The 20,136-nt window shown below is 69.8% G+C and carries 14 protein-coding genes; 4 read left to right on the top strand and 10 right to left on the bottom strand.

Annotated elements, in window-relative coordinates:
• The 7 genes from VNO22_07605 to VNO22_07575 all read right to left on the bottom strand — a co-directional run.
• On the bottom strand, nucleotides 1-756 hold a 756-nt coding region (locus VNO22_07605; protein HXG61221.1), incomplete at its 3' end, for a hypothetical protein.
• A gap of 26 nt (nucleotides 757-782) precedes the next feature.
• Nucleotides 783-2,075, bottom strand: a complete 1,293-nt coding sequence (locus VNO22_07600) for a DUF1501 domain-containing protein (GenBank protein ID HXG61220.1) — start codon at nucleotides 2,073-2,075, stop codon at nucleotides 783-785.
• 57 nt (nucleotides 2,076-2,132) lie between these two features.
• The gene (locus VNO22_07595) at nucleotides 2,133-4,601 is read right to left on the bottom strand and encodes a DUF1549 and DUF1553 domain-containing protein (protein HXG61219.1); all 2,469 of its coding nucleotides are present in this window, start codon (nucleotides 4,599-4,601) and stop codon (nucleotides 2,133-2,135) included.
• Nucleotides 4,602-4,729: 128 nt separating this feature from the next.
• Nucleotides 4,730-6,079, bottom strand: a complete 1,350-nt coding sequence (locus VNO22_07590; GenBank protein ID HXG61218.1) for a DUF1501 domain-containing protein — start codon at nucleotides 6,077-6,079, stop codon at nucleotides 4,730-4,732.
• A 137-nt stretch (nucleotides 6,080-6,216) separates the two neighbouring features.
• Nucleotides 6,217-6,387: a DUF6800 family protein gene (locus VNO22_07585; protein ID HXG61217.1), complete on the bottom strand. Its 171-nt coding sequence runs from the start codon at nucleotides 6,385-6,387 to the stop codon at nucleotides 6,217-6,219.
• A 22-nt stretch (nucleotides 6,388-6,409) separates the two neighbouring features.
• Complete coding sequence (locus tag VNO22_07580; GenBank protein ID HXG61216.1) at nucleotides 6,410-9,766, bottom strand: c-type cytochrome domain-containing protein; 3,357 nt, start codon at nucleotides 9,764-9,766, stop codon at nucleotides 6,410-6,412.
• Nucleotides 9,767-9,831: 65 nt separating this feature from the next.
• Nucleotides 9,832-10,248: an NIPSNAP family protein gene (locus VNO22_07575; protein HXG61215.1), complete on the bottom strand. Its 417-nt coding sequence runs from the start codon at nucleotides 10,246-10,248 to the stop codon at nucleotides 9,832-9,834.
• A gap of 140 nt (nucleotides 10,249-10,388) precedes the next feature.
• On the opposite strand from VNO22_07575, the gene VNO22_07570 reads away from it, so the two are divergent.
• The 4 genes from VNO22_07570 (at nucleotide 10,389) to VNO22_07555 (ending at nucleotide 14,965) form a co-directional block, all read left to right on the top strand.
• Nucleotides 10,389-11,096: a HEAT repeat domain-containing protein gene (locus VNO22_07570; GenBank protein ID HXG61214.1), complete on the top strand. Its 708-nt coding sequence runs from the start codon at nucleotides 10,389-10,391 to the stop codon at nucleotides 11,094-11,096.
• Nucleotides 11,097-11,162: 66 nt separating this feature from the next.
• Entirely contained in the window at nucleotides 11,163-12,566 is a 1,404-nt protein-coding gene (locus VNO22_07565; GenBank protein ID HXG61213.1) for a sulfatase, read from the top strand.
• A 36-nt stretch (nucleotides 12,567-12,602) separates the two neighbouring features.
• Entirely contained in the window at nucleotides 12,603-13,637 is a 1,035-nt protein-coding gene (locus VNO22_07560; GenBank protein ID HXG61212.1) for a formylglycine-generating enzyme family protein, read from the top strand.
• Nucleotides 13,638-13,675: 38 nt separating this feature from the next.
• Nucleotides 13,676-14,965 carry an acetylxylan esterase gene (locus tag VNO22_07555; protein HXG61211.1) on the top strand — a complete coding sequence of 430 codons (1,290 nt, stop codon included), beginning with the start codon at nucleotides 13,676-13,678 and terminating at the stop codon, nucleotides 14,963-14,965.
• A 6-nt stretch (nucleotides 14,966-14,971) separates the two neighbouring features.
• Here VNO22_07555 and VNO22_07550 read toward each other — a convergent pair whose 3' ends face one another.
• The 3 genes from VNO22_07550 to VNO22_07540 form a co-directional block, all read right to left on the bottom strand.
• Entirely contained in the window at nucleotides 14,972-16,417 is a 1,446-nt protein-coding gene (locus VNO22_07550) for a DUF1501 domain-containing protein (GenBank protein HXG61210.1), read from the bottom strand.
• 11 nt (nucleotides 16,418-16,428) lie between these two features.
• A complete protein-coding gene (locus VNO22_07545) occupies nucleotides 16,429-19,773 on the bottom strand; it encodes a PSD1 and planctomycete cytochrome C domain-containing protein (GenBank protein HXG61209.1) in 3,345 nt (1,114 codons plus the stop codon).
• 98 nt (nucleotides 19,774-19,871) lie between these two features.
• On the bottom strand, nucleotides 19,872-20,136 hold a 265-nt coding region (locus VNO22_07540; GenBank protein HXG61208.1), incomplete at its 5' end, for a hypothetical protein.

The following is a 20,136-nucleotide window of genomic DNA, read 5'->3' as shown; positions in this document are numbered from 1 at the left end:
CATCCCATCGATCCACGGCCCCGTGCCCGCCGCGATCCGGTATCCGTACTCGTCCCCTCCGCGGTAGACGAGATCATGAACGCGCAGAACATAGGCGCCGTCGGCCGGAGGAACGAAATCCAGGAGCGGATCCCGGAACCGCGTGCCCACGGCGCGCGCATGCTCCCGGTCTTCCGCGTCCAGCAGCACCATCACGAGCTGAGCCCGGGAGTCCAGGCGAAGTGCCTGCCCGTCGATGATGACGCGCCGCCCCTTCGAAAGGGACAGCCGAAAGTAATCGTAATTCTGGGCGTCGCAGCGGCCCTGGACGAAGGTCCCGAAGGCCACCTCCTGCGCCTGGGAGGGCTCGTTGTTGGGCTCGTTCTCGAGAACTTCGTCGCGGTCGCTCACGACGAACCGGCGGGCGTTGGAGATCCCGAAGAGGCCCGCCGCGCGGACTTCGTAGATCCCCGGCGGCACGTCGGCCGCCGCCTTCACGCGAAAGGCGGCCGGAAGACGGCGGCCCTGCGGATAAAAGCGGTCCGGAGGCGTCGTGACCGGCTCGGCCGCCAGGCCCGGATGCGAAAAGATCAGCCGCTCCACGCCTTCGAGATCGGAGCCGCTGAGGCGCACTTCGACCGACGTGCCCGCGCGAACCCCCAGGGGGTAGACGCCGGCCAGATGCGGTTCGGGCACCTGAGGGGAAGCCTGCTGGGACCACGCCGGCGCCGCCAGCGCGGCGGCCGCCAGCGCGACCGCCCCGACCGCTCTCTTCATGGCCCGCCCTCCCCGGCCCCGGGGCGTCAGAGGAGCTCCTTGATCGGCTCCCGGATGTCCAGGAGGTACTGAGGACGCCCCGACGGATCCGTAAACTGAGCCGTCCGCGCGTCGATCCCGAGGTTGTGATAGAGCGTCGCGTGCACCTGGTGGATGTGGACGGGACTCAGCGCCTCGCCGGCGTAGCGGTCCGAGGCGCCCACGACCTGCCCGCCGCGCACCCCGCCGCCCGCCAGGAACGCGGCCGACACGCGCGGCCAGTGATCGCGCCCCGCCTTGTCGTTCACCTTGGGGGTGCGGCCGAACTCTCCCCAGAGGACCACCGTCACGTCCCGCAGCATCCCGCGGGCGTCCAGGTCCTCCAGCAGCGCGCTCAGGCCCAGATCGAGCGCCGGAAGCTGGTTGCGCAGCGTCCGGAAGTTGTTTTCGTGCGTGTCCCAGCCGCCCCAGCTCATCGCCACGCACCGGACGCCCGCCTCGATGAGCCGGCGCGCCAGCAGGAAGTTCCGGTTCGCGTCCGCCCGGCGGCCGCCGTCGCCCACGTACCGGCGCACGACCTCCGGCTTTTCCTTGCCGAGGTCCAGCGCGTCGGCCATCCGGCCGGAGGTCACCACCTCGACCGCCTTCTGCGTGAAGGCGTCCATCGCCTCCATCCGGCCGCTCGCGTCGATGTCCCGGCGGAGCCCGTCGAGCGCCCCGAGAAGCTCCGTGCGGTTGCGCAGGCGGTTGCCGTCGATCCGGCCGAGCTGGAGGTTGCCGCGCCCCGTGCCGTCCGGCACGTACGGCTGGTGGACCGGTCCGAGATACCCCGGCGTCACCATGCCCATGAGCGAGACGTACGGGAGCGACCGCCCGCCGCGCTCCTGGTCCAGCTTCGAAACGACCGAGCCGATCGAAGGACGGCCGCCCACCGAACGCAGTGAAGACTCGGGATACCCGGTCATCGCGGTCGAGTAGCTATGCTCGTCCACCGAGCCCACCAGTCCCCGAACAAGGGCGAACTTGTCGGCCATTCGGGCCAGACGCGGCAGGAGCTCGCAGATTTCGATGCCGGGGACATTGGTCCCGATGGGACGGAACTCCCCGCGGTACTCCGAGGGGGCGTCGGGCTTCAGATCCCAGAGATCCTGGTGGCTGGGTCCTCCGGAGAGGTGGACGTTGATGAGCGCCTTGGTGGACGACCCCGTTCCGGCCCACGCCTGCAGGCGCAGGAGATCCGAAAGCGCCAGTCCCCCCAGGCCGAGCGAGCCGACCTTGAGGAACCCGCGGCGGGTGACGCCGTCGCACTGCACATAGCGGTCCCCGGTGATCGTGAGCATGCCGGCCTCCTTCTTCTCCCTTCCTATGTCTCCATAGCCCCGGCCGCCCGCTCCGTTTCAATGATTGAAGAGGAATTCCTTCGTGTTGATGAGCGCCCAGAGAATGTCCTCGTAGCCCGCCTGGCGCGTCTTGGCGTCGAACTTGGCCAGGTGCGCCAGCGCCACCCGCAGCTCGTGGGGCGTGGGTGGACGGCTGAAGGCGCGATAGTAGAGCTCCGCGATCTTCTCCTCCTCTGTCCGCTTGCCGTCCGCGGCCAGCTCCTTGGCCACGCCGGAGGAGAGCTTCCCATGGATGTCCTGCGAATTGAGCAGATGCAGGCTCTGGGCGAGCGACGCGTCGTTGCCGCGCTCGCACTCGCAGGCGCTGGCCCCCGCGGGTTTGCCGAAGACGGACAGGAAGTACGAGGGAATCCCGCCGTGGTCCGGGATCTGCACCGCCCGCACCCCGGCGGGCAGACCCTGGAAGGAGGTGGTCGTGCCGTTGAACTGGTCGATGGCGTCCAGGAGCACCTCCGCGGGCAGCCGCCGCGGGTAGTACCGCGAGAAACTCTGCCGGTCCTTGGCGTTGTGCTCGTTGGGCAGCGAAGAAAGCTGATAGGCGCTCGACCGGCAGATCGTCCGGACGAGCTCCTTAAGATCGTAGCCGCTCTCGACGAACTTCCGCGTCAGGGCTTCCAGAAGCGCCTTGTTCGCCGGGGGGTTCGTGTCCCGCATGTCGTCCTCGGGATCCACGATCCCGCGGTTGAAGAAGTGCTTCCAGTACCGGTTGACGAGCGTCCGGGCGAAGAACGGATTATCCTTGCGGGTCATCCAGTCCGCCAGCGCGTGGCGGGGATCCTCGTCGGGCGAAAGCTCCAGCGGCCGGTCCCCGAGCCCCGTGGGCTTGAGGGGCGGTCCCCCCCGCGGATGGGGCGCCTGGGCCACGCCCCGCTGGTGGAACACGCGCGGCTCGTCCGGCCCCAGCCCCTCCTTGCGCCCCACGCGCGAGAAGAAGGCGGCCAGGCCGTAGTAGTCCTCGCGGCTCCACTTTTCGAACGGATGGTGGTGGCAGCGGGCGCACTGGATGCGCACGCCGAGGAAAAGCTGCGCCACGTCCTCCACCTGCTCGAAGTCCTTGGTCACCTGACGCCACCAGGCCACCGGCGGATTGAGGCTGATCTCCCCCGACGCCGTCAGGATCTGCCGCGCGAAAAGGTCGTACGGCCGGTTCTCCGCCAGGGCGTCCCGGATCCAGCGGTGGAACGCGAAGTTGCCCCCCGTGTAGGTATCCTTGCTCCGGCGGTTCCGAAGGATCGCCGACCACTTGTTGGCGAAAAAGTCCGCGTACGCGGGGCTCTCCAGAAGCCGGTCGATCCACTTGTCCCGCTTGGCCGGATCCGCATCCGCCAGGAACCGGCGCGCCTCCTCGGCCGAGGGCAGCCGGCCCGTCACGTCCAGCGTCACCCGGCGCAGGAACGTGGCGTCGTCGCACAGCGGCGACGGCGGCAACCCCAGCTGCTTGAGTTTCGCGAAGACCAGTTCGTCGATGAAATTGCGCACGGGAGGAAGGTTCGCCACCGGCGCCCCGAGCGGCACGGTGGCCTCGAACACCGCCACCTTGTCCTGATAGCGGACCATCACGGCCACCTCGCCCGGCTGGCCGAGCATCCGCACCCGCCCGGACTCGTCCACCTCCGCCATGGCCTTGTCGTTGGGCTCATACCGGGCCGTGTGGGTCACGTCTTCGCGCGTGCCGTCCGAGTAATGGGCCGTCACCTTGAGCTGCTGGCGGCCGTCCGGAGCCAGAACCCGGTGGCGCGGATAGACGGAAACGGCCGTCACCGTCGGATCGTCGGGCCGCCCGTAGGGCATTCCCTGGCGGATCCACCGCACCAGAAGCCGGTAGTCGTGACTGTCCTTGCGGAGCCGCTCGCCTCCGCCGTGGGGGAGCATGCCGGTGCCCTTGAGCAGAAGCAGGCTGTGCTCCGGCGCCGAAGGCAGAAGCCTCCGGCCGAACGATTCCTTGACGAGATACTCGTAGTCGTCCGGGGGCTCGAAGCCCAGAAGCGAAAGCCGGAATCCGTTCTGGCCGCCGCTCTTGCCGTGACACCCGCCGGCGTTGCAGCCGAGCTTCGTGAAAAGGGGCGTGATGTGGTTCGGAAAGCTCAGGGGCGGGGGATGGTCGAACCGCTCCACGGCGATCTCGACCGACGCCTGCGGCCCGCCGGGGAAGGACGCTGTGAGAACGGCTTTGCCGTCGGCCTTCGGGGCCACGAAGCCCGAGGGTTGGACCTCCACCACGCCCGCGGGTTCGACCGCGTACTTCACGTCGTGCGTGAGATCGCGCAGGCGGCCGTCGGCGAACCGGCCGGTCACCACCACCTGAAGCCGCGCGTCGGGACCCACGAGGCGCGCCGGCCGGCTCAGGTCCTTTTCCTCGGCGCCGGCCGCCTGGATCTGAAGCTCCACGGGACGGGCCGGGTCCTGAACGGCCCCGTCCGCCGCCCCGATCAGGAGCATCAGCACGACCGCCGAGCATCCCCTCATGGCTCCACCTCGCATCGCTCCCCCATCGCCGGTCCGGAGATCCCGCTCGCGCCGGGGAGGGCATCCATTATGCCTTCCCCTCCAATGCTCATATCGTCCGTCGAACGGAACGTGACGGCGAAAATGTCTCAGACCAGCTCGCGGATCGGCCGCGCTTCCGGATCCACCAGATACTGGGGCCGGCCGTCGAGGTCCTGAAGGGTGGTCCGGGCCGCGTCGATCCCCAGGTTGCGGTAGATCGTCGCGAAGACCTCCTCGAAGCGCACGGGGCGCTCGACGACCGATCCGCCGAGCCGGTCCGTGGCGCCGATGACCTGGCCGGTGCGCATGCCTCCTCCGGCCAGGAGGGCGCAGTTGACCTGCGGCCAATGGTCCCGGCCGCCGTCCTTGTTGATCGTGGGCGTCCGGCCGAATTCGCCCCAGACGACGACGGTCACGTCCTTGTCGAGCCCGCGGGCGTGCAGATCCTCGACGAGGGCGCTCACCCCCTGATCCAGAAGCGGGAAATTCTCCCGCGCTTTCTTGAAGGTGCTCCCGTGCCAGTCCCAGCGGCCGAAGGCCAGGGTCACGCAGCGCGCTCCGGCCTCGACGAGGCGCCGCGCCATGAGGAACTGATCCAGCCGCGCCCAGGGGCCGTCGTCCTGGAAGGCCGACGATCCCTGGCCGTACCGCTGGACCGTTCGGGGATCCTCCTTGGAGAGATCGAAGGCCTCCGCCAGCCGGCTCGAGGTGAGAACATCGAGGGCCTGTCTCTGATAGACGTCCATGCCCTCCATCGCTCCGGAGGCGTCCGCTTCGCGGCGGAACTGATCGAAGCTCGCCAGAAGCCCCTTGCGGTCGCGCAGGCGTTCCAGCGTGATTCCCTTGAGCACCATGTCGGACCGGACCTCGTCCCCTTCCGGCGTGAAGGGAGCGTACGCGGGCCCGAGGAACCCGGGACTGCCGTTGTCCCCCCAGGGGCGATGCTGGGTCTTGGGCGAAAGCCCCAGAGCCGGAGGCACAGCCGGGTGAGCGGGACCTTCGAGCTTGGCCAGGACCGAGCCCAGGCAGGGCCACCCCCCCTTGGGAACGGGTCCTTGGCGCGGGTCGCGCCCCGTGAAGCACTGCACGGCGAAGTGGTCGCCGTGGGCGCCCACGATCGAGCGGATGAACGCCAATTTGTCGGCAATCCGCGCCATCCGCGGGAAAAGCTCGCAGATGGCGATGCCGGGAACGTTCGTCGAGATGGGCCGGAACTCGCCGCGGATCTCGGAAGGCGCGTCGGGTTTGAGGTCGAACATATCCTGGTGGGGAGGTCCCCCGGCCAGGAAGATCATGATGACGGCCTTGTGGGACCGGCGGACGCCGGCCTTGTCTTCCGCCCGAAGGAGATCCGGAAGCGAAAGGCCCCCGAGCGCGAGCCCCCCGATCTTAAGGAAGGATCGGCGCGTGACGCCGTCGCAGAAGCCGCCTTGCGCGCCGCCGAGGAGCGTCAGCATGGATGGGCACCTCCATCCACCGCCGTCGGTTACCTCCGACCGACCCCGTCCCGCTCCTGGACTCCAGTAACTATACGCCCACCGGGGGGAGTGGAGTTTTGAACGCCCTGAAAATGCCTCGGGCGGACGCGATCGGCCTACTTCGCGGCGGGGGCGAAGGGCCGGCGGGTGACGATTTCGATCTTGCCGATCAGGCGCTGGCGCTCTTCCTGACTCGTGGCGGCCGCCAGGCGCGCCTTCAGGCGCCGGACCTTCTGGCGGCGCTGGCGGACCCGGCGAAGATGGCTGCGGCGGTGATCCTTGCCCATGGGCTCCTCTTCCCTTCTTCAATCATCGGTTCGCGACCGGAGGGGAGAAGACGGCCACCGACTGCCCGTCGTCCACCCTCCACACTCGGAGGACCCCGTCCAGGCCCCCGGCCGCCAGGAGGCGCGTTTCGGCGCTCACCGCCACCGAGTAGAGAAACGCCCCCTGGCTGTCGAACGTCCGGACGGCGTTGCCGTTCTCCTGCACCAGGCGGACCGGCGCGCCTCCGGAGGCCACGACGAAGCGGTCCTCGAAGGGAAGATATTCTATCGAAGTCGCCTGTTTCGTAAAGCCTCGAAGGGTCCGGCGCTGCTGCCCGGTTTCGACATCCCACACCTTGACCGTCTCGTCGGCCCCCGCGGTGGCGATCGTCCGGCCCGTGCGGTTCCAGGAAACCCCGAGGACGTGATGCGTGTGACCCTCGAAGGACCGCACGAGGCGGCCGGAGGCGACTTCGAAGATCTTGGCGAACTTGTCCGCGCCGACGCTGGCCAGAAGCGTCCCGTCCGGGCTGAAGGCGACGTCGAACACCGTGTCGCTGTGGGCCGCGGGGATCTCGCGCACGAGCGACCCGTCCGCCGGATTCCAGAGCGCGATTTCGCCGTCCCGCGAAGGCACGCCACCGGCGCCGGCCAGGAGCGTCCCGTCCGGGCTGAAGGCGAGCGCCAGCACGCGGTCGATCGGCGGGCGCGAGGGAGCGGTCGGTTCGATCGTGCGGTGAAGCGTCCAGGGGCCCAGCAGGCCGCGCGCGACGACCGACCCGTCGGAACGGATGCCCACGAGTTCCCCCGCCGGCGTCACCGCCGCCGCCACCGCCGGCCGCGAGGCGCCGTCCAGAACGCCCGCTTCGGCTCCGGAGGCGGCCCCGAAGGCGTGGACCGAACCGTCGGCGGCGGCCACGACCGCCCAGGCGCCGTCGGCCGAAAGGGCCGCCGCCTGAATCGGAACCGCCGCCTTGGACAGCTCCTCGGCCCGCCGCTTGCGCTCTTCCTCGCGGCGGCGGTGCTCTTCCTTCTCCCGCGCCAGCCGCGCGGCGGCCTCCTCGATCGCCTTCTTGGCCCGATCCGCCGCCTCGCGGGCCTTTTCCACCCGACCGCGCGCGCTTTCGAGCTGGACCTTGGCCTGCTCGCTCGCGGCGGCCGCCGCCGCCTCGCCCTTCCGGGCCGCCTCGAGCTTGGCTTCGGCCTCCTTGCGCTTGCCCTCGATTTCCTTGAGCGCCTGCTCGGCCTTGGCCTTGGCCGCCTCAAGCTCCTTGCGCTCCCGGTCGCGCGCCGCGCGGACCTTCTCCGGTTCGGCCGCCGCCGCGGCCAGGCGCGCCCGCGCCGCCTCCACGGCCTGAACGAGAGCGGGATCCGGCGAGGCGGCCGCCGCGGGCGCGGCGGACAGCGCCCGGGCCGCCGCTTCCGCCCGCGTTCTCAGGTCGTTGCGCCGGGCGCGCGCGTCGGCCAGCGCCTTCTCGAGATCCGGCCGCGCCTCGGGGGCGGCGGAGGCGAGCTTCTTTTTGAGGTCGTCCACCGCGCGCTGGGCTTCGGCCAGGGCCTGATCGGCGGCCTGCTTTTCGGCCTCGCGCTTGCGGCGCTCGTCCGCCGCGCCGGGATCGGCCTTGGGTTTCGCCTCGGCGAGGGCCTTTTCGGCGGCGGCCAGCGCCTCGGCCGCGGCGGCCTTTTCGGCCTCCGCCTTCCGGAGAGCGGTCTCGTCCGGCGGAGCGGCGAGTTTTCGTGCGGCCTCCTCGGCGCCCGCCCGCGCGGCGGCGATGGCGGCGTCGATCTCCCGGAGCGCTTTCTCCGCGGCCTCCCGGTCCTGGCGCGCCTTGGCGAGCGCGGCCTCCTTGTCGTTGAACTCCTTCTCCGCCGGAGGCACCGCGTCCTTGGCCTTCTTGACCTCCTCCTCTTCCTTCTTGTGCGCCTCCTCGGCGGACTTCACGGCCTGCTCGCGATAGCGGACCTCTTCCGCCGCGAACGCCAGAAGCGCCTGCGCCTCGCGGTCGCGCCGCCGCGCCGGACCGTCCGCTCGAAGCTCCGCCGCGACCTTTCCGTCCTCGAGGTTCCAGAGCTTGGCGCTCGGGCCTCCGAAGGTCGCCACGCGCCGCGCCTCCGCCGAAACCGCCACTCCCGCGGCCGGCGCGCCGTGGGCGAATTCCCGGACCTTCTGGCCGCCCGCCGTATTCCACGCGATCGCCCGGCCGTCCGGCCCCAGCGACACGAGGAGACCCGGGGCCGCGGCGAGCGCCACGACCGGCCCGGCATGAGCCTTGATCTCGAGAGCCGGCGGCGGCTTTTCGCCCTCGAGCGGATAGAGGCGCACCAGCCCGTCGCCCCCTCCGACCGCCACGGACTTCCCGTCCGCAAGGAACGCCACGGCCGTGGCAGGAGCCGGCGTCTCGAGCGCCTTGCCCGGCGACGCGGGATCCGCCGGCGTCCAGATCCGGGCCGTCTTGTCCTCGGAGACCGAAGCCAGGCGTTTTCCGTCCGCCTCGAAGGCGAGGGCGCGGACCGGTCCGGAGTGGCCCCGCAGCTCGGCGAGCTTCCTGCCGGACGCCACGTCGTACACGCGCAGGACGTGCTCCTCGTCCGCGACCGCCAGGCGGACGCCTTCGCGATCGAGAGCGGCGGCGCGGGGCTCCTTCCACTCGGGAAGCGCGAGCTTGCGTTCCGGCGCCTGACGCTTCCAGAGCTTGATCGAGCGGTAGCCGCCCGTGGCCAGAATTTCCCCGTCGGGACTGAAGGCGAGGGCGTGGACCGCGTCCGGATGGACGACCCCGGGCTCTCCGGGCGGGGCCAGCGCCGCAAGCTTGGGATCCACGGGGCGATCGATCAGGCGCCGCGTGGGAAGGTGATAGACGTGAAGCTTGGCCCCGCGGCCGCAGGCCAGGAAGCGCGCTTCGGCGTCCAGGGCCACGGCGTAGATCGGGTTCCAGTGCGCGGGTGCGGGCTGCCAGCGGGGCGCCTCGAGAAGCGGCGCCGCGGAATTCTTGGCGCCTTCGTCGATCCAGAGCTTGAGGATTCCGAGCTCCCGCGGCGTGAGGGGACGCGCTCCGACCTTGTTCTTGCGCGGAGGCATGTGCGGCTTGGCGCGGAAGGACGCCACGCGCAGGAGCGGGCTTTGGTCCGCCTTGCCGGGCACGAGGACCGGTCCGTCCGCGCCGCCCTTGAGCATGGTTTCGGGCGTTTCAAGGACCACGTCGGCTTCCGCGTCCTTGGCGTTGTGACACGGGAGACAGTTTCCCTTGAGGATCGGAAAGACGTCCACCTTGAAATCGGCGGGCCGGTCGAGGGTCACGCGCTCGATGGGAAGCGGTCCGTCCGGCGGGTTGGCCTCCTGAGCGGGACGGGCCGCCGCCAGCAGAAGGGCCAGCGGGATCATCCGGCGTCTGAGGATCATGGGCTCACCCCCGTTCACTAATACGCCCGGACCGCGGGACGCCGGTTCAGCTTTTCCGGAGGGCCTCAGCGCAAGGGCGAGTAATCGGCCGGCGCGAGAAATCGCGAATCGACGCGCGCCACGAGAGGGCCGTCCTTTTCGCTTTCGGCCTTGGCCCGTTGCCACTCCGGATCCGCCTGGAAGGCCTTCCAAGCCGCCTCCCGCGCCTCCCGGCTGGGGTACGCAAGGAGGAAGACCAGCGTCGCTTCCGCCCCCTCGCCCCCCGTCACCGTCCAATAGCCGACCGGCTCGATTCCGTGACGCCGGAAGAGCCGGTCCGTGTGCTCCCGGAAGCGCCGGTGGAGGGCCTCCATCTTGCCGGGGTGGACCGTGTACGTGCGGATCTCGAAAACGCGCGCCGCGGATCGCTCCGCCGGTCCGGCGGCGCATCCTCCTATCAAGGTCCATGCCGCGATCCCGGCGGCGGCGACGAACGTTCTCATGGAAGCTCCTTTTTCGGGTATTCGTTTCCTTAAAGAAGTACCCTGGAGAGAACCCGTTCGGGGACGGATTTCGCGCATTCGGTTTCCGAAAGGGTTTTTTTCCGGCCGACGTGTAATTAGAAGTAGGGAAGGAGATGCGTATGATCGCGTTCGCGGCGCTCCTGGCGGCCGCTCTGCCGGTCCAGGACGACAAGGCGGTCGAGGAAGCTCTCGAACGCTTCAAGATCGCGTACCGTTCGGCCTCCGAGGCGGAGCGGGCCGCGGCCGTGGCGGACCTGGCCAAAGTCCCCCACCCCCGGACGCTCGCCCGGCTCGCCCCTCTTCTGACCGCCGACGGCAACACGGTTCGAATCGCGGCCGCGCGGGGCCTGGGCGGTTTCGCGGACCTGCGCAAGGCGGTCGTCCCGGTGCTGACGGGGGCGCTTCAGCCGAACTCCAAGGAGTCCGACGTTCAGGCGGCCATCCTCGAGGCGCTCGGAAAGCTCGAAGATGAAGCGGCTCTCCCGACGGTGCACAAGTACCTCGAGGACCGCGACGCGAAGGTGGCCAAGGCGGCGGTCTTGGCGGCGGGCCGCATCCGCAGCGCCTCGAGTGTCCCGATCCTGATCGAGGAAATCAGGCGCATGGAGCGTTTCGTCCGGATCAAGGACGGCGCCATCGACGCCGGGAACGTCGGCGGATACAACGTGCCCAGCGGCGAGGATCAGAACAAGAAGCGTGCCGAAGAACTCCTGCCCGTCACGCTCAAGGTGCTCCAGGACCTGACCCGCCAGAAGTTCACCTCCTCCAAGGAATGGCAGATCTGGTGGAGCGAGAACCGCACGACGTTCCGCGTCGAAAAACCGTAAGCCGATTCCGCGGAACCGCGCCCCCGGACCGTTGTTGAATCTCGGGAACGATTTCGGGGACTCCCTATGAAGCGCGCTCTTCTTCTCCTCGCCGTCGCCGCCTGCTCCGCGGAGGCGGGCTCCCGCCCGCCGTCCGGCCAGGATCGGCCGCTCAACGTCCTTTTCATCACGTCGGACGATCTGAACACGGACCTGGGCTGCTACGGGCATCCGTTCGTACGGACGCCGAACCTGGACCGCCTGGCGGCCCGGGCGGTCCGCTTCGATCGCGCCTATTGCCAGTTTCCGCTCTGCAATCCGAGCCGCGCCTCGTTCCTGACGGGGCTGCGGCCGGACACCACCGGCGTGCACGAGAACGCGACGCATTTCCGCAAGAACGTCCCGGACGCGGTGACGCTGCCGCAGCTCTTCACGCGGCACGGCTACTTCGCGGCCCGCGTGGGGAAGCTCTACCATTACGGCGTCCCCTCCCAGATCGGAACGCCGGGGCTGGACGATCCTCCCTCCTGGCAGGCGGCGATCAACCCCCGCGGCTGCGAGAAGGACGAGGAGGATCGCTGCGTCTACTACACCGGCAACGCGCGCTCGATGGGAGGCTCCCTCACCTGGTACGTCTCGCAGGGAACCGACGAGGATCAGACGGACGGCAAGGTGGCCTCGGAAGCGATCCGTCTCCTGGAAGAACACCGCGACCGTCCCTTCTTCCTGGCCGTGGGTTTCTACCGGCCGCACGTCCCGTGCGTGGCCCCGAAGAAATGGTTCGACCTCTATCCGCTTGAGCGGATCGCGCTCCCGAAGGAGCCCGCGGAGCATCTGGAGAAGATTCCCGCCGCGGCGCTCGCCGTCAAGCCGCCCAATTACGGCCTGGACGAGGAAAAGCGGCGGCTCATGATCCGGGCGTACTACGCGAGCGTGAGCTATATGGACGCGCAGGTGGGCCGGCTCCTCGACGCGCTCCGCCGTCTGGGCCTGGAGAACCGCACCGTCGTGGTCTTCGCCAGCGACCACGGATGGCAGCTCGGCGAACACGGGCAGTGGCAGAAGATGACGCTCTTCGAGCGTTCCGCGCGCGTGCCGCTCCTTGTGGCCGCGCCGGGGGCGCGGGGGAACGGCCGCGCCTGCGGGCGGACGGTGGAACTCGTGGACCTCTATCCGACGCTCGCGGACCTGGCGGGGCTGCCGGCGCCCGCGGGGCTCGAAGGCGAGAGCCTCCGGCCGCTGCTGGAGGATCCGCAGGCGCCCTGGTCCTTCCCGGCCTACACGCAGGTGCGGCGGGGCGCCCGGGTCGAGGGCCGCAGCGTCCGAACGGAGCGGTACCGCTACACGGAGTGGGACGGGGGCCGGGCGGGCGCGGAGCTTTACGACTACCAGCGCGACCCCGGCGAGTTCGAGAACCTCGCCGCCGATCCGCGGCACGCGGAGACGGTCGCGGAGATGAAGCGGCAGCTCGCGCGAATCGCGCGGAAGTAGGCGCGGGAGCGGGCGCCCGCTACAATCGGTTGCGCCGTGGAACCGCCGAAACCTTCGCCCCTGGCGCCGGTCGTCCTGCCGGCCGTGACGCTTCTTCTCGTTTTCGTGGGGTTCCTGGTCTGGGCCTCGCTGCGGGCGGCCCCCTCGGGCCCCCCTCCCGGACCGCCCCCCGAGGGCATGGTGTGGATCCCGGGGGGAACGTTCCTCATGGGCTCGGACGATCCGCGCTTCCCGGAAGCGCAGCCGGTCCATGACGTCGAAGTGGACGGATTCTGGATGGATCGCCACGAGGTCACCAACGAAGAGTTCGAGCGCTTCGTGCGGGCGACGGGGTACGTGACGGTGGCGGAGCGCATCCCCGAAACCTCCGAATTCCCCGGCGTGCCGGCGGAAAAGCTCAAGCCCTTTTCGATCGTTTTTTTTCCGCCGCGGGAGGACGACGTGTCGCTGCGGGATTTCCGGGCCTGGTGGAGGCCGGTCCCGGGAGCCAGCTGGCGGCACCCCGAGGGGCCGGAAAGCTCGATCGTGGGACGGGAAAAGCACCCGGTGGTGCACATCGCCTACGAGGACGCCGAGGCGTACGCCCGGTGGGCGGGCAAGCGGCTCCCGACGGAGGCGGAGTGGGAGTTCGCCGCGCGCGGAGGGCTGGCCGGCAAGCGCTACGTCTGGGGGGACGACCTCAAGCCCGGCGGCCGCTGGATGGCCAATATCTGGCAGGGCGCCTTCCCCAAGGAGAACACGCTCGAGGACGGCCACTTCGCCACCGCTCCGGTCATGAGCTTTCCGCCCAACGGGTACGGCCTTTTCGACATGGCCGGCAACGTCTGGGAGTGGTGCTCGGACTGGTACCGCGAGGACTATTTCGCGCGGAGCCCCCGGCGCAACCCGCGGGGACCCGACGAGAGCCACGACCCCCGCGAACCCGGGGCCCGCAAGAAAGTTCAGAAGGGCGGATCGTTCCTCTGCGCCGAAAACTACTGCGCGCGTTACGCCCCGGGGGCGCGCCACTCGGGCGAAATCCGCTCGGCCGCCAACCACGTCGGATTCCGCTGCGTCCGGGACGCACGCTAGACCGCCGCCGCACGTACGATAACGGGAGGACCCATCTCATGAATCGACGCCCGGACTTCCGTTCGTGCCTTCTGGCGCTTCTGGCTGCGTGCGGCGGAACGGCGCCGCGAGACTTCCCGCCGGTCGAGGCGCTCCCCGCGCGGCCGGAGTTCCCCGATCCGCTCCTCTTCCTGGACGGACGGCGGGTCCGGACCGCCGGCGAGTGGCGCGAGCGCCGCGAGGAGCTCCGCGCTCTGTTCGTTCACTACATGTACGGTCCCCTGCTCCCCCGGCCCGAAGGGGTGCGGCCGCAGGTCCGCGCCGTCTTCCCCGATTTCTTCGGCGGCAAGGCCACCGCCAAGGAGATCCGCATCCCCCTCTCCCGGAGGCCGGACGGCCCGGCGCTCGAGATGCTTCTCGTCGTGCCCAACCGGCGGTCGGGCCCGGCGCCCGTCTTCGTAGGCCATAACTTCACCGGGAACCAGAGCCTCGTCGCCGACCCGCGGGTCGCGCTGTGCCGCAGCTGGATGCGTCCCTCCCGGGAGGGCGTCGTCGACCACCGGGCCACGGAAGCGACGCGCGGCCGGAACGTCGACTCCTGGGCGCTGGAGCAGACGATCGACCGGGGCTACGCGGCGGCGACCTTCTACTACGGCGACGTCTTCCCCGACAAGCCGGACTTCAACGACGGCGTTTACCCCGAGTATTTTCCCGCCGCGCCGGGTCAGACGACGCCGGGCGAAAAAGGTCCGGGGGCGATCGCGATGTGGGCCTGGGGGATCCACCGCGCGGTGGACTACCTCGTGACCGACCCGGACGTCGATCCGCGGCGCATCGCGGCCGTGGGCCACTCGCGGCTGGGGAAAACGGCCCTTCTGGCGGCCGCGTTCGACGAGCGGATCGCGCTGGCCGTGCCCAGCCAGGCGGGATGCGGCGGAACCGCGCCCAACCGGACGAAGAACCCCAAGGCCGAAACCGTCAAGGTCATCAACCGCGCGTTCCCGCACTGGTTCAACGACGTCTTCAAGAAGTTCGGCGACCAGGTGGAGCGGCTGCCCTTCGACCAGCACGCGCTGGTGGCGCTCTGCGCGCCGCGGCCGGTCCTCTTCGCCAACGCCCAGGAAGATCAATGGGCCGACCCTCCGGGGCAATTCGAGATCCTCAAGGCCGCCGAACCGGTCTACCGGCTCCTCGGGGCGGGCGGACTCGAAGACCGCGAGATGCCGCCCGTCGGGAAGCTTTCGGCCGGCACGCTCGGATATTTCATCCGCGCCGGAAAGCACTCGATGACCCCGGAGGACTGGCGCGCGTACCTCGACTTCGCCGACCGGCACCTTCGGGGGCGGTAGGACGCTCTACGCGAGGATCTCCCGCACCACGTGACCGTGCACGTCCGTCAGCCGGAAGTCCCGGCCGGCGTACCGGTACGTGAACTTCTCGTGGTCGAACCCGAGCAGGTGCAGGATCGTCGCGTGCAGGTCGTGCACGTGGACGGGTTTCTCGACCGCCCGGAAGCCGAACTCGTCGGTGGCCCCGTGGACGTAGCCGCCCTTGACGCCGCCGCCGGCCAGCCACATCGTGAAGCCCCAGTGGTTGTGGTCGCGGCCGTTGACCTTGCCCGCGTTGGCGCCCGGAGTCGGAAGCTCGACCGTCGGGGTCCGCCCGAACTCGCCGCCCCAGAGAACGAGCGTCTCCTCGAGCATCCCCCGCTGCTTGAGGTCCTTCAGCAGCGCCGCGATCGCCTGGTCGCAGTCCTTGGCCAGTCGGCGGTGATTCACTTCGAGATCGTCGTGATTGTCCCACGGCTGTCCCGCGCCCGTCCAGACCTGGACGAACCGGACGCCCCGCTCCAGGAGCCGCCGGGCGATCAGGAGCTGCCGCGCCTGCGTCCCGGGGCCGTACATCTTGCGGATCGCCTCCGGTTCGCGCGAGACGTCGAAGGCGTCCGTGGCCTCCGCCTGCATCCGGTAGGCCAGCTCGAACGACTGAATCCGGGCCTCGAGCTGCGCGTCCCGGGCGCGGCGCTCCTGGTGGCGCCGGTTGAGCTCGAGGAGCAGATCGAGCTGGCGGCGCTGCTCGTCCCGCGAGGCGAAGTCGTTGCGGATGTTCTCGATGAGCTTCTGGACGTCCGTGTGCTGGGTGTCAATGTAGGTGCCCTGGTAGACTCCCGGCAGGAAGCCCGCCTGCCAGTTCTGCGACTCCTGGATCGGATAGCCGCCGGGACACATCACGATGAACCCCGGCAGGTTCTGGTTCTCGCTCCCCAGGCCGTAGGTCACCCAGGACCCCACGCTCGGCCGGATGAGACGCGCCTCGCCGCAGTTCATCAGAAGCAGCGACGGCTCGTGATTGGGCACGTCCGCGTGCATCGAGCGGATGACGCACAGATCGTCCGCGCACTCGCCGACGTGCGGGAAGATCTCGCTCACCTCGATTCCGCTCCGCCCGTATTTGCGGAACTTGAAGGGCGAGGGGAAGGCCGCCCCCGTCTTGCGCTCGGTCTTGAGATTCTCCATGGGCAGCATCTTGCCCCGGTACTTCTCGAGCGCCGGCTTCGGGTCGAAGGTGTCGACGTGCGAGGCCCCGCCGTTGGCGAAGATGTGAATCACGCGCTTGGCGCGGCCCGGAAAGTGCGGACGCCGGGGCGCCAGGGGATGAAGCTCGGCCGCCCGGCCGTCCTCCGCCCGGGCCAGAAGATCCATGAACGCCAGCGCCCCCAGCCCCATCCCGCAGCGCGACAGCATCTCACGCCGCGTGAGGAAAAGGTCCTCGGGACGCACGCCGTGGTCGTACCGGCTCATCCCCGCCTCCGTCAGTCCACGAACATGAACTCGTTCGTCAGAAGGAGCACCTGGGCGTATTTCTCCCAGGGGTCCAGGGGCCGCGACGCCGCCCCCGGGGGCCCCGCGAAGTCCGCCTGGGCGTTCCACTCGCGCGGCGCGCCCCCCGCCGTCGCCGCATTCCGCTCCGAAAGCCGCACGACGGGCGCCCATTCGAACGAATCCCAGCCCTCGTCGCCGCGGCATTCGACCAGGAAATCGATCGTCTCGCCGGCCCGGACCTCGATTCCGGCCAGCCGCGTCTCGGCCTCTCCGCGCCGGACGGCGAAGGAAGCCAGCTCGCCCTGGCGGCTCGAGACGATCCGCGCCAGGATCCCGTCCCCTTGCGCCTCGGCGTGCGACACCGTGCCCGTGATGGAGACCTCGCCGTCCCGGGGCGCCTTCCAGCGCCGGACGGCGGCGCGGTCCCGGGCCGGATGTCCCCCCGTGGCCGTCAGCATCACCCATCCGAGCTTCGGGTCCGGAAGCGCCGGACCGCCCTGCCAGGCCATGCCCGTGAAATGCGGCAACGGCTGGAACGCGGTCACCCGGCGCGCCTTTTCGTCGTAAAGGCCGGAACCGTACTGCCACGCCCCGGACGCTCCCGCTTCGCCGCGGCGCGCCAGCCCCTCTTCGCCGCGCACGAAGCGCAGGCCCAGCGCCGTCTCCTCCGGCGTCGGGGCCCGGCCGAACGCCAGGCGATAGAGCGCCGCCACCCGGCGCGCCGGATCCGCCTCCCCGGACACCTCCGGCCGCGCCGCCAGCGCGCGGGCCAGCTCCACGACGAACCGCCCGTTCATCATGAAGAGCGCCTGCTGCGGAACCGTCGTCTCGTACCGCCGCGGGCTGTGCGTGTCCGGGCTGGCGAAATCGAACACCCGCAGCGTCCCCGGAAGATTCTGGCGATCCACGAAGAGGTACACGGAACGGCGCGTCGCGTAGGAGTCCTTGGTGGGATCCCCCACGTCCACCTTGATCGTTTCGGCCTCCATGCGCATCTTGGCGGTCGGATTGGTGACCAGGGGGACCGACCGGCCGCCCATCGTACGGTCCAGCCGTCCCGAAACCGCCAGAAGCGAGTCCCGCATCGCCTCGAAATCCAGGCGCTTTCGGTTCATCCGCCAGAGGAGGCGGTTTTCGGGATCCGCGGCCAGGCCCTCGGGCCGGTCGTCCGACGCCTGCCGGTAGACCGCCGACCGGAGAAGAAGCCTCAGGAGCTTCTTCGTGGACCAGCCCTCCTCGACGAACCGGCGCGCCAGCCAGTCCAGAAGTTCCGGGTGGGTCGGCGCGTCGCTGCGGACGCCGAAGTCGCTCGTCGTCCCCACGATGGGTTTCCCGAAGACGTGGCCCCATACGCGGTTCACCCACACGCGGGCCGTCAGGGGGTTGTCCGGACGGACGATTTCGCGCGCCAGCTCGAGGCGCCCGCTCCCCTCGCGGAAGACCCGGCCGCCCAGAAGCGTCAGGAAACGACGCGGCACGGCCTCACCCTGCTGGTTGGGATTCCCGCGGACGAAGACGCGCGGTTCGCGGGGCTCGGGCAGATCCGTCAGGACCATCGCGTGCTCCGGCGCGCCCGGGTGCGTGGCTTTGAGTTCCTCGATGCGGTTTTCGAGCTGCCGCTTCTTGTCGCGCTCCGCGCGGGTGAAAAGGCGCTCGACCTCGGCCAGGGGCGCCTGGGCCGGGGCGTCCGCGCCGCGCAGCGCCTTGCGGATCGCCTCCCGGTCCGGCTCCTCGAAGGGCTCCTCGCGGTCGTGGGCGGCGAGGATCTCGCCGTACCGCTGCGCCGCCTCGGCGAGCGAGGCGGGCGGACGCTCGAACGCGCGGGCGACGGGGGCGGGCACCCCGTCGAGCTTCACCTGAGCCGCGCGGGCGGCGAACTCCGCCTCCGGCAGCGCCGCGTACGCCCGCCAGGGGGCGAAAAGCGCGTCGCCCGACGAAGCCGCCTTCTCGAGGAAGGCCCGCCAGCGCTCCAGCGCGTACGCCGAAAGATCCCGCTTGCCCGCCACGTCCTTGACCGCCTCGGCCGTGCGCGCCTGCGCGGCGGCCTGGAGGTACTTGGCGATCGTTTCCTTCTTGCGGAGCTCCCCGGTGAGCCGCGCGTGCTGCTCGCGGCGGAACCGCTCGACCGCCTCGCGACGCTCGGCCAGTTCCTTCTCGAAGGCCCGATGGTCCGGCGTTTTCTCGCGCGGCTCCAGGACCGGCAGGTCCTTGGGCTCCTGGGAACTCGCGAAGACTCCGTAGAGCGCGTAGTAGTCCTTCGTCGGAATCGGATCGTACATGTGGTCGTGGCAGCGCGCGCACGAAACGGTCAGACCCATCAGGCCGCGCGTCACGACGTCGATGCGGTCGTCGATGATGTCGTGAATGTTGTTGATGAAACGGCGGCCGACGGTCAGGAATCCCATCGCCGCCAGGTCGCGCTTGTCGGATTCGCCCGCGACCCGGTCGGCTGCCAGCTGAAGCGTCACGAAGCGATCGTACGGGAGATCTTCGTTGAATGCGCGGATCACCCAGTCCCGGTAGGTATAGGCGAAGGGATACCGGCGATCCTCCTGGCCCACATAACCTTTGGTGTCCGCGTAGCGGGCCAGATCCAGCCAGTGGCGCGCCCAGCGCTCGCCGAAGTGGGGGCTGCCGAGCAGGCGATCGACGGCGCGCTCGTAGGCGTCCGGGGCCGGGTCCCGGACGAAGGCCTCCAGTTCTTCGGGCGAGGGCGGAAGCCCCGTGAGGTCGTAGGAGAGGCGGCGAAGAAGGGCGCGCCGGTCCGCCTCCGGAGCGGGCGTCAACCCTTTCTCCTCCAGCCGCGCCAGGATGAAGCGATCGACGGGCGTCCGGACCCAGTCGGCGCGCCGGACGGCCGGAGGCGCAGGATCGGCGACCGGACGGAACGCCCAATGGGCGCGGGCGGAAGCCTTGGGGTCCCGGTCTTTGCCGGAGGGGGCGCCTCCCGTGCGGGGATCGGGCGCCCCGCGCCGCACCCACTCCTCGAAATCCGCCACGACCTCTTTGGGAAGCCGCTCTTTCGGCGGCATCCGCAGGTCCTCGTCTTTGTAGCGGATGGCCTGGATGAGGAGGCTTCCGTCGGGATCTCCAGGCTTGAGCGCGGGCCCCATGTCGCCGCCCTTCAGGAGGCCTTCGCGGCTGTCGAGGCGCAGATTCGCCTTGAGCTTGGGCGCCTGGGCGCTGTGGCAGGAGTAACACTTCTCGACGAGAACCGGACGGATCTTCTTTTCGAAGAATTCGATCCCTTCCCGGTCGGCCGGCGGCTCCTGCTGAGCCGGCGACAGCCGGGCGGCGAAGGCCAGGATGGCAACGGACCCGATCAGGACGCGCATGAGATCACGAAGAATTCCGCTCCCACAAAACTATATAGCGGGCAAGTCCGCCAAGTTGCACCGTACGCCGAGGATGTGTACCCCCGGCGAGGGCGGCGTTACGGATTGGCCTTGATCCAGGCTTCCCAGTCCGCCTTGACCTGAGCGCGGGTGGCCGGCGTGGGAAGCGGCTGATTGCGGCCGGTGAGTTCGTTGAGGACACGGGCGGCGGCCACGGCGAGCGGAAGTTCCTCATGATCCAGGTAGCGCAGGAGGTACGGATAGGCCCCCTTTCCCATCGCCTTGACGCGGGAGAAAGCCTGACCCTCCGCGCGGGAGGGATCGTCGAACCCGCCCCCGGGCCGCAGGATTTTCATCAGATCA

The organism is Planctomycetota bacterium (genome assembly GCA_035574235.1).
Lineage (GTDB): Bacteria > Planctomycetota > MHYJ01 > MHYJ01 > JACPRB01 > DATLZA01.
The sequence above is the reverse complement of the archived record's forward strand: the minus strand, read 5'-3'. Positions and strand labels throughout refer to the sequence as shown.

Bases quoted from the DNA above. Each gene is read 5' to 3' on its own strand.
- VNO22_07600 (HXG61220.1), bottom strand. From the start codon at position 2,075: ATGCTCACGATCACCGGGGACCGCTATGTGCAGTGCGACGGCGTCACC.
- VNO22_07545 (HXG61209.1), bottom strand. From the start codon at position 19,773: ATGCGCGTCCTGATCGGGTCCGTTGCCATCCTGGCCTTCGCCGCCCGG.
- VNO22_07575 (HXG61215.1), bottom strand. From the start codon at position 10,248: ATGAGAACGTTCGTCGCCGCCGCCGGGATCGCGGCATGGACCTTGATA.
- VNO22_07580 (HXG61216.1), bottom strand. From the start codon at position 9,766: ATGATCCTCAGACGCCGGATGATCCCGCTGGCCCTTCTGCTGGCGGCG.
- VNO22_07590 (HXG61218.1), bottom strand. From the start codon at position 6,079: ATGCTGACGCTCCTCGGCGGCGCGCAAGGCGGCTTCTGCGACGGCGTC.
- VNO22_07585 (HXG61217.1), bottom strand. From the start codon at position 6,387: ATGGGCAAGGATCACCGCCGCAGCCATCTTCGCCGGGTCCGCCAGCGC.
- VNO22_07555 (HXG61211.1), top strand. From the start codon at position 13,676: ATGAATCGACGCCCGGACTTCCGTTCGTGCCTTCTGGCGCTTCTGGCT.
- VNO22_07570 (HXG61214.1), top strand. From the start codon at position 10,389: ATGATCGCGTTCGCGGCGCTCCTGGCGGCCGCTCTGCCGGTCCAGGAC.
- VNO22_07565 (HXG61213.1), top strand. From the start codon at position 11,163: ATGAAGCGCGCTCTTCTTCTCCTCGCCGTCGCCGCCTGCTCCGCGGAG.
- VNO22_07595 (HXG61219.1), bottom strand. From the start codon at position 4,601: ATGAGGGGATGCTCGGCGGTCGTGCTGATGCTCCTGATCGGGGCGGCG.
- VNO22_07550 (HXG61210.1), bottom strand. From the start codon at position 16,417: ATGAGCCGGTACGACCACGGCGTGCGTCCCGAGGACCTTTTCCTCACG.